At 36.7% G+C, this 13,053-nt stretch carries 19 protein-coding genes and 1 pseudogene; all 20 read right to left on the bottom strand.

What is annotated here, in order from left to right; genetic code table 11:
• Nucleotides 1–3 precede the first annotated feature (3 nt).
• The gene (locus V6669_RS12190; protein ID WP_338593976.1) at nt 4–558 is read right to left on the bottom strand and encodes a helicase; all 555 of its coding nucleotides are present in this window, start codon (nt 556–558) and stop codon (nt 4–6) included.
• Between the two features lie 136 nt (nt 559–694).
• Nucleotides 695–1,147 (bottom strand): annotated as a pseudogene (locus tag V6669_RS12185) (DinB family protein).
• Between the two features lie 261 nt (nt 1,148–1,408).
• Nucleotides 1,409–1,810, bottom strand: coding sequence for an NUDIX hydrolase (locus V6669_RS12180; RefSeq protein WP_338593975.1), 402 nt, complete (start codon nt 1,808–1,810; stop codon nt 1,409–1,411).
• A gap of 53 nt (nt 1,811–1,863) precedes the next feature.
• Entirely contained in the window at nt 1,864–2,292 is a 429-nt protein-coding gene (locus V6669_RS12175) for a hypothetical protein (protein WP_338593973.1), read from the bottom strand.
• Between the two features lie 86 nt (nt 2,293–2,378).
• Nucleotides 2,379–2,903 (bottom strand): DNA topology modulation protein FlaR, encoded by a 525-nt coding sequence (locus V6669_RS12170; RefSeq protein ID WP_338593971.1) that lies wholly within the window; start codon nt 2,901–2,903, stop codon nt 2,379–2,381.
• Nucleotides 2,904–3,108: 205 nt separating this feature from the next.
• On the bottom strand, nt 3,109–3,312 hold the full coding sequence (locus V6669_RS12165; protein ID WP_315936224.1) for a helix-turn-helix transcriptional regulator: 204 nt from the start codon (nt 3,310–3,312) through the stop codon (nt 3,109–3,111).
• Nucleotides 3,313–3,415: 103 nt separating this feature from the next.
• Nucleotides 3,416–3,817 carry a GNAT family N-acetyltransferase gene (locus tag V6669_RS12160; protein WP_338593969.1) on the bottom strand — a complete coding sequence of 134 codons (402 nt, stop codon included), beginning with the start codon at nt 3,815–3,817 and terminating at the stop codon, nt 3,416–3,418.
• Nucleotides 3,818–3,903: 86 nt separating this feature from the next.
• Entirely contained in the window at nt 3,904–4,278 is a 375-nt protein-coding gene (locus V6669_RS12155; protein WP_338593967.1) for a resolvase, read from the bottom strand.
• A gap of 325 nt (nt 4,279–4,603) precedes the next feature.
• Entirely contained in the window at nt 4,604–4,927 is a 324-nt protein-coding gene (locus V6669_RS12150) for a hypothetical protein (protein ID WP_338593966.1), read from the bottom strand.
• A gap of 236 nt (nt 4,928–5,163) precedes the next feature.
• On the bottom strand, nt 5,164–5,526 hold the full coding sequence (locus tag V6669_RS12145; RefSeq protein ID WP_338593965.1) for a hypothetical protein: 363 nt from the start codon (nt 5,524–5,526) through the stop codon (nt 5,164–5,166).
• A 204-nt stretch (nt 5,527–5,730) separates the two neighbouring features.
• Entirely contained in the window at nt 5,731–6,381 is a 651-nt protein-coding gene (locus V6669_RS12140; protein ID WP_338593963.1) for a DUF4304 domain-containing protein, read from the bottom strand.
• 210 nt (nt 6,382–6,591) lie between these two features.
• Nucleotides 6,592–7,134, bottom strand: coding sequence for a GrpB family protein (locus V6669_RS12135; RefSeq protein WP_338593961.1), 543 nt, complete (start codon nt 7,132–7,134; stop codon nt 6,592–6,594).
• Nucleotides 7,135–7,399: 265 nt separating this feature from the next.
• On the bottom strand, nt 7,400–7,969 hold the full coding sequence (locus V6669_RS12130) for a GNAT family protein (RefSeq protein WP_338593959.1): 570 nt from the start codon (nt 7,967–7,969) through the stop codon (nt 7,400–7,402).
• 423 nt (nt 7,970–8,392) lie between these two features.
• Nucleotides 8,393–8,920 (bottom strand): AAA family ATPase, encoded by a 528-nt coding sequence (locus V6669_RS12125; protein ID WP_338594913.1) that lies wholly within the window; start codon nt 8,918–8,920, stop codon nt 8,393–8,395.
• 77 nt (nt 8,921–8,997) lie between these two features.
• A complete protein-coding gene (locus V6669_RS12120; protein ID WP_338593958.1) occupies nt 8,998–9,630 on the bottom strand; it encodes a hypothetical protein in 633 nt (210 codons plus the stop codon).
• Nucleotides 9,631–9,807: 177 nt separating this feature from the next.
• Nucleotides 9,808–10,272 carry a VOC family protein gene (locus V6669_RS12115; RefSeq protein ID WP_338593955.1) on the bottom strand — a complete coding sequence of 155 codons (465 nt, stop codon included), beginning with the start codon at nt 10,270–10,272 and terminating at the stop codon, nt 9,808–9,810.
• Between the two features lie 89 nt (nt 10,273–10,361).
• The gene (locus V6669_RS12110) at nt 10,362–11,129 is read right to left on the bottom strand and encodes a nucleotidyltransferase domain-containing protein (protein WP_338593953.1); all 768 of its coding nucleotides are present in this window, start codon (nt 11,127–11,129) and stop codon (nt 10,362–10,364) included.
• 118 nt (nt 11,130–11,247) lie between these two features.
• Nucleotides 11,248–11,625, bottom strand: a complete 378-nt coding sequence (locus V6669_RS12105) for a DUF6547 family protein (RefSeq protein ID WP_338593952.1) — start codon at nt 11,623–11,625, stop codon at nt 11,248–11,250.
• A 67-nt stretch (nt 11,626–11,692) separates the two neighbouring features.
• A complete protein-coding gene (locus V6669_RS12100; RefSeq protein WP_338593950.1) occupies nt 11,693–12,319 on the bottom strand; it encodes a Type 1 glutamine amidotransferase-like domain-containing protein in 627 nt (208 codons plus the stop codon).
• A gap of 272 nt (nt 12,320–12,591) precedes the next feature.
• A complete protein-coding gene (locus V6669_RS12095; RefSeq protein ID WP_338593948.1) occupies nt 12,592–12,960 on the bottom strand; it encodes a hypothetical protein in 369 nt (122 codons plus the stop codon).
• Nucleotides 12,961–13,053: the final 93 nt, after the last annotated feature.

The following is a 13,053-nucleotide window of genomic DNA, read 5'->3' as shown; positions in this document are numbered from 1 at the left end:
TCTTCATACAATAGAAAACTGAGCCCTACAGAAGATAAAGCGATCATGAGCACTCCAAATATGCAAATGGTCGGCAAGATATCCTCGTAACCATAACTTATCGTTTATTCGTCTGAGATAAAAACCTTTTGGAAATTCATTATCCTCCGTAAGGGCTTCAGATGCTATCGTAATGGAGCCGGACGGAGCTTTCTTACCCTCTGAAATATTGGTAGAACATATCTCAGGCTGATCCAAATATTGCATTCTTAGATAAGGTCCTAACTCAACCGGACAACATTCCAACCTAAGATCATTTGCTCTTCGAAAGAGCTGAAAAGTCGTAGCACCATTTGAAAATCCAAGTTGTCTGACGGTCAACTCAACCGTTTGCAAGCTTTGCTTTGTACCGGAAACTACAAATCTCTCATCATTTAACAACTGTTCTCCATATTTATTCAATAAAATAGAGTGTTGGTACAGTTTCTGTATAAGCTGTGTTTTTGTTAAACCGCCAACGTCTACCGTTCTTATTTCAACTGAACAGTCAGGGTATACTTTTTCGTCTTCAATCAACATCCGCATCCCCCTAATCTAGTTCTGAATTCGTTTACATACATATCACCGGTAAATGATAGCAACAGACCAAGGCTCCTCAGAAATTCAACTCACAATTCCCCATTGTTAAACTCCACACTTGAGATGTGTATAAACCCTACCACCTCTGCGATGTTATACAAAATTTAATTTGAGCAATATGATGCTGCCCGTGCCATACAAATCTTTGAATCGCGATATCCAGTGTAATTGCACCTAACAATTCTTTTCGGAGTGTTCGTCTAAACTGATCGGGATGTAAACCATGCAGCAACGTGAGAAATCGCTTGTGCAGTATCTCCATCAGCAAAATTGAATCTTCGATGGTCGTATTCCTTTAATCATGTAATGATGCCCATAAATCTTCTCGATATGAGCTTGCCATCGGTTCATCTTCAGTCAACGCTCTCTTAAATTTGATATAAGCGTTCATGTCATTGTCCGCCAGGTGGTGCACAATTTCTGTGATTGTCCAACCGCCATTACGATAAGGAGTACAAAGTTGATCGTCACTGAGATGTTGTGTAAGCTCTCTTAAAGTCTTCGTAATTCCGTGAATTTGATCAATCATCTGGATTCGGTTCTCATTAGAGAATTTAAGATTTGGCTCAAAGTGTCCTATCGGAAAGCGTATATTTTCATCCAAGGTTGACCACCTCTCCATTTCTCTACTATAGAACCAAATCATATCCAATATAACCCACAATGTTCCATTTGCGAAGTGTAAAAGCAAAAAAAAGCGTCCCTATCTTGGGTCGAATGGTGTTTGTCTAAAACATCACCAACTAAGATAGGAACGACTTTAAGGTGGGGTCTATCATAATGAGTGACCTTATTCTGAAAATTCAATCAAAAAAGGATGGCTTTTCTCATCTAATGCATTATGAATTCTGTCATAGAAATTTCCCCATGTTATCATTTGCCCAGCTTCTTCTAAAGTAAAGTAGCCCACTTCTTCACTTTCATCACTGGTAGTCAAAGATCCACCAATCGGTTTTCCAGTAAATATATTGTTGCATACGCCTCGCGTTATGTTCTGATACAATCCACAAAATTTAATTAATTCAATGTCAATCCCAGTTTCCTCTTTCACTTCTCGAACTGCTGCCTGCCTAATAGTCTCTCCTTCTTCAACACAACCTTGAGGCATTTCCCAACCTCTTCGACCTTTCATGAGTAAAATCTCATTATGTTCATTGAGAACGATTACACTTGCAGAAACGATAAATTTCATTCTAATTCCTCCTATGTTGGTTTAAATAACCACTCTTCCTCGAATAGCTATAGCTAAATCCCTAGAACTGAAACATAATCTTGAGTTGTTAATTGCTCTTTAATCCATACAACAAACTCTATAATTAATTCACGAAGTCTCTGAACACTATTGAGAAAATCTTGTTGAAACTCATCTTTAGAACTGCCAAAGAAGAAATACACATTTTCATTTATTAATTCCATTGTTACTTTTTCATCAAGGAGATTAGCGAACGTTTTCAAATCCTCAAGGATTACCTCCCACGTTTTTCGATGTATTTCATTGAACGTATAATGATCATATCCAGAAAATATACTTTCTATTGTTTTCTCTATACAGCCGAATACTTCTTCATCAAAGTAAATTGAGTTTTCATTCCAACAATGCCCAAGGTACTTCCCGGGTAAAACTTCAATATAACCAGTTCCTTCAAGTTCTTCCCGATCTCTTATTATCTTCATTCTTCACCCTCGTTAAATAATTTCGTCGATTTCACATACTTTTCTGTATATAAGACCCAGCGTATGCTGGGTGTGTGAATGCTGAGTTATGGTATTTCACTGCCTTCATTGAGCAAACTAATCATTTGCCTGTTGGTTTTTAAGATTATCACTTTGTCTTTATAAGGGGACAAGAAACTACAGATCTCTTTCCGATTTGTACTATTAAATTTATGATTCCAGATAAGCATTTCAATTAGTCCTCTTAATGTTTGCTTGTATATAGATCTTTCGGAGCCTATTCTTTGTTTAACAAATCTCATGATAATTCTAAAATGTCGAATCAACACATTAGTATCTAGGTAATAAATTACATCTGCTCTTGAAAAGCTATCAGAAAGCCATTTATAATATACTCCCTCTACAATCCAACTATCATTATCAATTATTTTATGTAGTAATTTATCTCTCACGTCTGGAGGATTTTTTCCTGAAAACTCCACTCTACTGCTCCACATGACTGTATCTAGTTCGTAGAATTTAATATTTAACTTCTCTGATAAAACTTGACCAAGATATGTTTTTCCGCTACCAGTTGAACCTATAATATGAATTCTTAAAGGTCTAGACATAATTAGTTTCTCCTCTTTAATTTATTGCAGTGATTTCTAATCACCTTCCTGTTTTTATGCAGTTCAACAAACTCGGAGGTGTCTACCATAATATCAACTTCGAAATCCATCCAGCAGACCAAGACTCCATTAGGAGCCGCTGCTTGAATATTATGTTATACGACGGAATCTCAACTTTGAGTAACCAGCAGATGTTATCATCCCATCATTGATCTGCTATGTGCTCCAATAGATCTCCAGGCTGACATCCCAATGCCGTACATAATTTATCAATTACTTCTAAAGATACATACTCATTCGTATTAAGTTTTGCCATTGTTGCCGATGAAATCCCCGTCATTTTCAATAAATCCTGCTTTTTCATCTCCCTGTCAATCAATAATTTTTGAAATGGTTTATAACTTATCATCTGGTATCCCTTCATATCCGAATTGAAGTTTTATATAGCGACCTTCTCAAAAACAACTCCATCTATAATCAATTCTCGTCTGATCGGAATCTTTACTTCAATGCTATACCATATCTGAAATAAACATGGCTTTAGTTCCTTCTTCTGGTTTAAATCCAAATAATCCATAGAATTTTTCTGCACTATCATAGGATATAAGCACTTTTGTTTTGATATTAGAATATCGACTAAGCATTTGTTCCATCATTCTCTTTCCAATTCCTAATGATTGATATTCTTTGTGTACTAACATGTAATGAAAATATACTGTCATCACGCCGTCAGACAATGCATTTATTAAGCCAACTAATTTGGTATCATCCCATGCAGTAATAACCGTATGCGAGTTGTTTATTGCTTGTCTAAGATCTTCTGGGAAATCTCCTGATTTCCAGTCAACCGAGTGAAACAGTTCTTGAATTGCTTGTGTATCAATGTCTTTTACTTCTTTGAAAATGATTGTCATAATATTCCTCCTATGCTTGTTGTTTGAATTGGGAGTATTGGGTAACCTTTCTTATATCCACGATGTCCCACCACGTTGATCAGCTTCTATCTAATCCTACCTAATCCTCTATCAGCCTCTAATTGAAGTTGCATGGTTTTAGGTCCCATATACTCTTGTGCAGCCCGAAGGATCTTTTCGTCGTTACCCAATACTTCCAATACTGTAACTGAAAAAATGCTATTAATTAAGTAATCATGTTTGCAATTAGATACTTCTTCAAAATAATCAAAAATACTTTCTAGAAGCTTGTTATTTCTATTCTCGCTTAATAACTTAATAATCTCCGGCATGAATATTCCCTCAATTATGACAGTTTCTAATACCATACCGTGATTCTCAATTGATTTTTTATAATCAGTACTAGTGGAAGGGAAGAAATTTAACATCATCTTTAAAAATTCCTCCGATTTTTTAATCATGAATCCCACTCCTCTGTATAAACTGTCTTTGAATTACGATGACGCAAGTCTGAAATTTTTTTGTATTTGATTCTGTTCTTTAACACAGTTCTTAACAGGGTTTTTTGATAAAGTTCTTGTATTCACAACGTCCCACCAACTTATAGAGACGAAGTCGCTGGGCGTGATGCGCTTAGTCGGTGCGGATGTGTACGGCTAATTCTACTTCCCTGCAGCTACCAAATACTTCTCCGAATCCTCATCTTACTTTGGCCGGACCGAGCTTCGAATGACTCGAAGAGTGAGATGGATCAGACTTCTGCGAATTACTAACCATTATCCATTTTTAGAAGGCCCATCTATGCTCCTCTGGCAAACATTCATCACAAAGTAATTGCCCTTCAACAACAGCTCCGTTATTGAGTTCATCAATATGATTTGGTTTTTCTCTATCAGTTGCCCATGAATTACATTTTGCGCACCTTCCGCAATTCATTGCTTCTGGATCGAGATATACAGAGGAACTGCTCTCCCAATGTAATTTCAAATCCCTCCTTATTGTAATTTCATTTTCTAGTACAGGAGTCAAGTCTCCATCGATTTCTTTATATTCTTCGTCAGTTAAGTCAATTAGATAAGCTATTTTCACAAGATATGTCTTCTTACTCATTTCTTTCATCCTTTGATTCTCATGGTTTGTACGTTCTTCTGGCCTTTCGCATAACGTTCGTGCATTCACGACGCCTCAACGCCTTAAGGTCGGCAGACCGAGTTGCTTCGCCACTTAGCCAGTGCAAGGTTGATCACCTGACACCGCTTCCTGGTTCCTTACCTTCTGGCGACCCAAGGAACGCATAGGTCCGATGGGTGAAAACAATATTTCCTGCTGTTGTTGACATCATCGAGTTACATTCTAAAGTTCTTATCCGTTGTAGACATCAAGTAGATATTGGGCTTGGTTTCTAATAATAAGGTTTTTATAGTGTCTTCATCATTTAGTATAATCTTTAATATTTCCTTTGTATTAGATTTTTCTATTTCCATTCCAACCACATTTTCAAAACTAAGATCATAAATAGAGCTATTATTCACCTTAAGATGTAACGATAAAGTTCCATAAGCTGGCTGAAGCAAACATACTAGAGTAACATCATTCCTTTTCAGTGAAAAGAACAAATTATTATAATACCATGGCACTTCTTCATCAAAAATTTTAGGTTCTGACTCGAATAATTCGACTAATTCATAGTCTTTGGGGAATGGGTTCACTTCTTTAAAGTTCCTTTCACAATAGCTTTTATATTGTTCTGAATGTATTCCCAGTAATTGCAGATAACGTTACTGTATGCACGCGACCAATTGGAGCGACCGCGATGCGGTTAATCGGTACGAATGTGTCCGCTGGATACACTTCCCTGCTATTTCCCTTCGGCAGACCGAGGAGCCTTTAGGCGCCGAAACACGGATATGATGTTAGAAACTCCCTAGACCTATGGCCTCAAAGTCCTTAATAAGTCCTTTTGCTTCCCCAATATTATTTAATCCCCATTGAGCATAATCTTTCGCGTCCCTATCACTACCTAGAAATTTATGCGTTCGTGCAATTAACAAAACCAACCTTGAATCAAGTGGAGCTCCAAAATCTTTAATCTTCTTAGATCTAGCTATTATCTCGGCCAATGAAATTGATGTAATCATCCTAGGATCATTAAATTGCGAAAAATAACTCATTCCTTGATCCAAAAATAACTGTGTCATTTCATCTATAGTAACTATTGCATCCTCGTCTGTTTCTCCGTATTGAAACCATCTTTCACGCTCCACTGTAAAAAATCTCTTAAACCAATTTGCTTTTTTATCAAGACGTTTTCTGAATTCACAATCATAGGTCGTGATTTCATTCGAAGACTTAAATTCACCAATAGAATTCGGGAGAAAATCTAGATGTACCCCCATCTCCATAACACAAGATCCACCGGATTTATCTGCCTGAATCACCAGAGTGTAAATAAAGTGATTATCAGTTGTCTTAACAAAATGATGATCGGTTCCCATAAACCCAACCTCATGTAGTTTTGGAGCAAAATACACCCTAATTACCTTTCTAAAATCTTTAGTATTCACGTTTTCATATCCTTTGTGAGATTTTCGATAACGTTGTTTTATTCACAAACCCGAGAGGTTAAAGAGCACCAGCGACTGGGTCGAAGACCTAGCATCGTAGGAGTTGTCTGTCTGATACGAGTTCCGCGAAATATCTCTAACTGACCAAGGGGCATTAGCCCCTGCAGCATGGTTAATTTGCTATCGGATGTTTTAGTCCCATTGAGCAACCTACAAGTTCTTTCCATATTCATTAAGTACTTTATTTACAAATTCGGTCTTCCCATCCGTATAAGACTGACGATTTTCTCTATATTTAATAGCAAGTTCTTTCTTTAGATTGGCATATTCGACTACAAATTCGGGACTGCTAATTAATGCATCTCTGAAGGATATATGTCTTAATAACTCTTTGCTCTCTTTATTACAAACATATAAATGATGTTCAGGTTTCTGTACTTTTACTATACTATAAGGAACATTTTCATCTTTTCTTGCAAAAGCTTCTCTGTTCTCAACACCCAAATTCCCTTCATGATAGTAACCTAAACTTTCTAATCCTTGAATTACATCTGGAAGCAAGTCCATAGAATCAATTACTACATCAATATCTAAAATAGGTTTTGCCACTAGTCCCGGTACTGCGGTACTACCAACGTGCTCAATTCTAAGTACTAGATCCCCGAGTCTATGTTCTATGATGGATTTTAGATTAGAAAACATTTCAGGCCATTCATTGTTGTAATCTTCAATAATTATTGTTTTTTCACTCATCCTTGAGATGCCCTCCCAAAAAATAAAAATTTACGAATATTTCCGATAACATTCCTGTATCTACGAACCTGAGAGGCGTAAGATATATCGCACCGGGTCCGACGGATTTAACCTCGCTGGGCTGTCGCTGATTAGTCCGAATTAACCCACAATGATTATTTAAAGAATGTGTCCCAGACCATTTCTCCGAATCTACTTTTGGGACCGAGGGCGGATGCCCGATGTTCGAACACTTTGCTAGCTGATGTTGATGGCACCATTGAATTCACCCTGGGGAACTTTCAATAAAATCTTTCTTTAGAATCGAGAATATCAAAGTATCTGTAAGTGTCTCACCAAATATAAAATCCCGAAGCAGCCCCTCTTGCACAAATCCCACCTTTAATAAAAGTTGTACAGATGCATTATTTTCAGGCATTACTTTAGCTTGTATCCGATTCATATCAAGTACATTAAATGCATACGGAATAATGGTTCTGAGCACTTCAGTCATTATTCCTTTACTCCAATACTCTCTGGACAGGTTGTAGGATACATTAGCCATGGATGCTCTAACGAAATCGTTCAATATACATGTTCCAATAATTTTATCATCATCTTTGGTGGCGATTCCCCAAGTTATCATTTCTTTTCTAGCGAATGCGTTTTCAAATCTTGTAATTGTCTTTGCAGCGGTCTCAATATTTTTGGACCCTGAATATCCCCAATATTTTGTTACTTCATAATCCGAGAAATAACTGTAATATTCCTTCGCATCCTCAGAACGTAATTCTCTCAATATAAATCTTTCAGTTTCAAGCTTAGGAAAAGTAATAAATGCATCTTTAAATGACATAATGTTCCTCCGACTTGTATTTTTTATACTACATCAATTTCAGCTAACGTTCTTGTATCCATGACCCTCCCACCGACTTAAGCGATCAATTGGAGCGACCGCGATGCGGCTAGTCGGACGGATGAGTCTGTAGATCTCAGTTCAACAAAGTTATCAAACTTCTCCTTAGAGATTAGACCTGCTTCTCGAATAACTCTTATTGCTATCTCTTTTGCGGTTTGAATAATCTTAGGATCCATTACGCACCTCATATTAATTTTGATTTTAACTGATTTCTTTTGAATTTCATGTGTTCGGATCATTCCAATTCCAATTTCTTCTGTTGAATTTATCTCTTTTAATTCACCTCTAACTTCTGCCGAAGCAAGGGTAGCCCGATGCATGAACATTGTGTTATGTGGAGTCAGTCATTTCGTTGATTACTTACAAATTGATTTTAGAAATCTTTCTTAAAATAATTCTTATAACTTCTTCTGTTTCTTTATTATCTGTGTCAATATGTTCTTGAAATTTAATATCTTTGAATGCAAGTACACCCGCATTTGTTTGCTCCTGATACCAAAAATCAAATTTGTCTCCACGTTTTTCAATTCGTTTTTTGATCGTCTCTTCAGATGCTAAGAGGCAAAAATGAAAAGTATCTCGATCGATACTTCTAAATCCATTTAATATGTAATTGAAATTTTCGGACTTATAAATGGTCATTGGAACAATAAGATGTTTCTTATACCTATTCATTAATTCTTGAGCTGTCTGTACTACAAGTATTCTCCATAGTGCTATATCCTGAAAATCATCCGTTCGTTCCTCTTCAAAGTAGATCTCTTCTGTTAAGATTTTTCTCAACATATATCCAATTTCTTCCGGATCATAAATCATACTGTTAGGTATTAGAGGCTGCAGCTTTTGAGAAGTCGAGGTCTTCCCGGATCCAAATGACCCATTAATCATAATAATCAAATGATTACTCCTTCTGGTTTAGTTTTACGTTTTGTGCGGGGCAATAGCGACAATGCTTGAACAATCGGTTAGGCAATGTCGTTCCCCTCCATAATTACCTTTACATACGCATCCCAATCCTTACCGTCTGTATTGATTTCGATTGTTGGCACTCTTGAAATTTGAGCTTGATGTCTTAAAACATTTTGGATTTTTAATAATTCACTTACCGACGATCTTACTTCTTCTTCTGTTTTATAGATCCATTCTTCAGGTTGTCTACTTTTAATTCTTTCTTCTACAACTTCGGGCGAGATTGTGAGCAAAATACACCTGGCGTTTAAAGACTCAAGCTGTTCTTCTATTTTATTTATCTCATCCAAATCCGAATCTGCAAATGCAGCTCGATGATTTAAGTGAAACCTCTCCAGAACATAAAATAGTCCCCTTGATCCTCTAGATGCAGGACCTAGTTGAATTGCCCAATCGTTAAGTTTCTTTAGCATTTCAACTCTCTCTTTAAGTAACTCAATGTGTTCTTCTCTCGTTAGACTCACATATTCTCCATGTTTATTATTCAAAATTTGAGAATAATGTTCTCCAAGAATAACTACGCTCCGTTCTGATGAATCTCCTTGTGATTGATATCGTTTAATTGCTTTTAATACTGAAGTCTTCCCGGCATTTGAGTCCCCCTCAAGAATTACTCCTCTAATATGCATTTAAATCTCCTTCCACTAGCAATTATTTCGCCTAACGTTTCTGTATTCATACGTTCAACGTAGTTGAATGCGTCTTCTGAAACGCTTTCATCTGGCAGACCAAGACTCCGAAGGAGCCGCAGCGTGAATATTATGTTATCTGATGCTGATACTTCTTTTTGATATCCGAATACATTCTTAGTTCTTAACTTTCAAAAGATCTTCCCATTCCTCAATTGATAATTTATTGGATATATTCTTTAAGTTTTCAGGGACACTTACAAAACACATTAATTCTAAACTATTTCCATCTGGATCATCGAAGTAGACTGAAGCATTCCCCTGATTAGGCCTTACAAATGGATTTATTGAATCTCTTTTTCCAAATGGGACAGGCTCTATTTCAATAGTTTGAAGCCATTTCACACTGTCTCTAAGATCTTCATAACTAACTCGAAATGCTATATGCCTTAATGATGGATGATAAGAAGTGAGATACTCTTCGCCTTGCCATAGACCGACCCAACTCTTTTCTTTTTCAATCCAGAAGAACGCTGTATCTTCATCTCTCCAGGCCAGCTCTAATCCTAATTTAGAATAAAATTCGATCGATTGATGTAAGTTACTCACTGGTAAATGTGCTTCATACAACCCAAGTATCATGTTTTCTCCTTTCAATCTTGCCAGTGATGTCCCCGACGGGCTTAGGGGCTGGATCGCTTGTCAGAGTGACTACGAGCGTCAATATGCTGTTAGCCAATTGAATTTCTGGAAGCAGCTATTGTATTTAAGGCATTCTCAAAATAGCGATACACTTGATCTGCAATTCCCAGAAACTCTTCAACAGATACATCGCTATCCAAGTAACAAGCGTACAGATACTCAACTAAGGCGCCGTCAATCGAGCAATAGTTTAATATGGCATCCTTCATCTTAATGATTTCATCTTCCCATACCCCTGTATCTTCTAAAACCAAAGAGTATAATGCACGAATTAATCTCTTAGAGTAACCTTTAATATATCTAGTTTTCATTGAGTGATCACTAGCAGTAGAAAGTGAACGCCGTACACGATCTACTTCTTCCTTGGTCTCTATATTTAAGTCTAAAATAAATTGTGGAGAAATTATGATCGGTGCTACTTTCTCACCAATATCCTCCCCATATATGCAAACACAAATGATCTTAACCCAAAAACCCCAATCGTTCGGTCTACTTAATACATCATCAATCGAGCAAATGATCGTATCCATCTTAGTGACGAATGGATATTCTTCCAAAAGCCTGTCTTTGATATTTGACAATCTTTCGTAATCAATGTCTTGGGGATTTGCACATACAATAGTAAAGTCTGCATCTGACTTAAAAGGTTGAGCCGTTCCTTTGGGAATCGAGCCACACATATAAATGCTATGAATCTTATCTTTGAATTCGTTAAGGATATGATCCACATACTTATCAACCAAATCCTTATATTCACTTTGTATGGTAATTTTATTTATAACTTTTTCTAATATCATATAGACTCCTCCTAAAATAAGAACTTCTTTCAGCTAACGTTGTTGTATTTACGACGACTCACCGACTTAAGGCTGCGCCAGCTTCCGAAGCGTGAATATAATGTTATACGAAGCGTCACTATTTCTCCGAATCCGGCCAAGGATCTCCTTCTCTTCTACATACCCAGTCGAAATACATCTCTGAATCAAAAGGTTCCTTTGCTAATTCAACGTCATTTTTTATCAATTTCATTCCATTAAGGTTTATTTCATCATTTAAGTAAACCAAAACGTCATGTATACCACCATCTCGTGATTGTTGAATGATTTGTGCAAGTAATTGTTTTTGTTCTTCAGACAGCGAACCAATAAATGCATTAACTTTTATATTCTCTTCTGTCTTTGGCCACCCAGTAGACAATACCCATCTTGATAATACTCCAGGCCGAATTTCGACTAATCCATCAATAAAATCTTTATAATTCTGAACACTGATTGAATGGTTGTCTTCTTTCATATTTTCCTCCGCACTTTTTGGAATTTCGTATAACGTTTTCGAGCAACTTTCAATGAATTTACGACTTTCAATGTGCTTGGTTTATTAAAATTGAGATATATTCTTCATCTTTAAGCCTTGTCACCTTACAGTTCTCATGGGATTCAAACTCTACTATTCTCTCTTCAATTGTTTTATTAGTAATATCTTTAAATAAATCCTCTCGATTATAGTGAGGAAAAATAAGCTTGTCGGTTACACCTAATGCCTTAAGATCCGTTAAATTCATTGTGTTCATCTGTGGAGTAAAGAAATCCACAATGTTAATATTCGGCCCCAGTAATAACGTTCCTGCACTTACTCCAACTATAATTACATTCTGTGCGGCCAGTGTTCTGATAATTTCATCAGCACCACTTTTCTTAGCGTAATACAATAATGTAAATGGATTTCCACCATTGATATATATAACATCTTTATGTAAGAGAATTTGCGGATCATCAAATTCAATATCTACAAAATTGATATGCTGAAATCCCATGTCCTTAAACTCTTGCAATGCTCTTTGTGCATATCTATTCGTTTCTTTTGAAGGGGATGCTGTTGTAATAATGGAGACCTTTAATTGAGAAATTTCTCCATCAATAAACTCCAGAAATTGATTTTTAATATTATCAGTATAAAAACCACATGAGGTTAGTAACAATCTACTCATTGAAATCCCCATCCTTAACTAATAGTTTATCTAATCTTTATATTTTAATTAGGCATTCCCCTGAATTCTGCTAACGTTCCTGGATTCACAAACTTTCACTGGCTTAAACGGCAAATGCCCCTGGTCAAAGGACCTTAGCTAGTGCAGGGTTGTCCGCGGCGTCCCCACTTCCCCGAAATGCCCCCTTCCGGACCGAGAGCCGGATGTAACGATGCGTGAATATGATGTTATACACAGCGCCATCTTCTACGAACAAGCCATTCGCTATATGTTTATTGCTTTTTCAATAGTTCTACCTCCTCTTCCTCTGAAAGTAGTTCTTCCGCTCTTGTTTTTGTTTCATCTATCTTTCGTACTTTTAATCCTCTATTTATGAGCCATTCTTCACCAGGATTCATTGTAGTTGCTGGATGTGGGTATACATCCTCACTTGTAATTTCCTCATCTATTACGTAAATGTATCCACATAACTTACCATTATGAAGTCTTGTGCCATTCTCATCAAAAGCAACAATTGAAGGTTTGTGTGAAAAGATTCTTGCTAACTCTCGATCCTGAGTTATTGTGCTTCCGACTAGTAGTTCATTTAAGAGCATTGGCGAGCCATGAAACCAAGGCTTTCTGTAGTCCCATTCTTTCATAATTATCACCTTCAATTAAGTTTTATTATCTTTCTTCTTTATACTTGTTCTTCATTTTCTTCGGTTTTGGCTAGACCAAGGATCCACAAGGTT

The organism is Paenibacillus sp. Y5S-9 (assembly GCF_036894235.1).
Classification (GTDB): Bacteria; Bacillota; Bacilli; order Paenibacillales; family Paenibacillaceae; genus Paenibacillus.
Note: the sequence above shows the minus strand (reverse complement) of the source record. Positions and strands in the feature narration are given on the sequence as shown.

Coding starts and splice junctions, on each gene's coding strand:
- V6669_RS12190 (WP_338593976.1), bottom strand. CDS start 558: ATGTTGATTGAAGACGAAAAAGTATACCCTGACTGTTCAGTTGAAATA.
- V6669_RS12180 (WP_338593975.1), bottom strand. CDS start 1,810: ATGAAATTTATCGTTTCTGCAAGTGTAATCGTTCTCAATGAACATAAT.
- V6669_RS12175 (WP_338593973.1), bottom strand. CDS start 2,292: ATGAAGATAATAAGAGATCGGGAAGAACTTGAAGGAACTGGTTATATT.
- V6669_RS12170 (WP_338593971.1), bottom strand. CDS start 2,903: ATGTCTAGACCTTTAAGAATTCATATTATAGGTTCAACTGGTAGCGGA.
- V6669_RS12165 (WP_315936224.1), bottom strand. CDS start 3,312: ATGATAAGTTATAAACCATTTCAAAAATTATTGATTGACAGGGAGATG.
- V6669_RS12160 (WP_338593969.1), bottom strand. CDS start 3,817: ATGACAATCATTTTCAAAGAAGTAAAAGACATTGATACACAAGCAATT.
- V6669_RS12155 (WP_338593967.1), bottom strand. CDS start 4,278: ATGATTAAAAAATCGGAGGAATTTTTAAAGATGATGTTAAATTTCTTC.
- V6669_RS12150 (WP_338593966.1), bottom strand. CDS start 4,927: ATGAGTAAGAAGACATATCTTGTGAAAATAGCTTATCTAATTGACTTA.
- V6669_RS12135 (WP_338593961.1), bottom strand. CDS start 7,134: ATGAGTGAAAAAACAATAATTATTGAAGATTACAACAATGAATGGCCT.
- V6669_RS12130 (WP_338593959.1), bottom strand. CDS start 7,969: ATGTCATTTAAAGATGCATTTATTACTTTTCCTAAGCTTGAAACTGAA.
- V6669_RS12125 (WP_338594913.1), bottom strand. CDS start 8,920: ATGATTAATGGGTCATTTGGATCCGGGAAGACCTCGACTTCTCAAAAG.
- V6669_RS12120 (WP_338593958.1), bottom strand. CDS start 9,630: ATGCATATTAGAGGAGTAATTCTTGAGGGGGACTCAAATGCCGGGAAG.
- V6669_RS12115 (WP_338593955.1), bottom strand. CDS start 10,272: ATGATACTTGGGTTGTATGAAGCACATTTACCAGTGAGTAACTTACAT.
- V6669_RS12110 (WP_338593953.1), bottom strand. CDS start 11,129: ATGATATTAGAAAAAGTTATAAATAAAATTACCATACAAAGTGAATAT.
- V6669_RS12105 (WP_338593952.1), bottom strand. CDS start 11,625: ATGAAAGAAGACAACCATTCAATCAGTGTTCAGAATTATAAAGATTTT.
- V6669_RS12100 (WP_338593950.1), bottom strand. CDS start 12,319: ATGAGTAGATTGTTACTAACCTCATGTGGTTTTTATACTGATAATATT.
- V6669_RS12095 (WP_338593948.1), bottom strand. CDS start 12,960: ATGAAAGAATGGGACTACAGAAAGCCTTGGTTTCATGGCTCGCCAATG.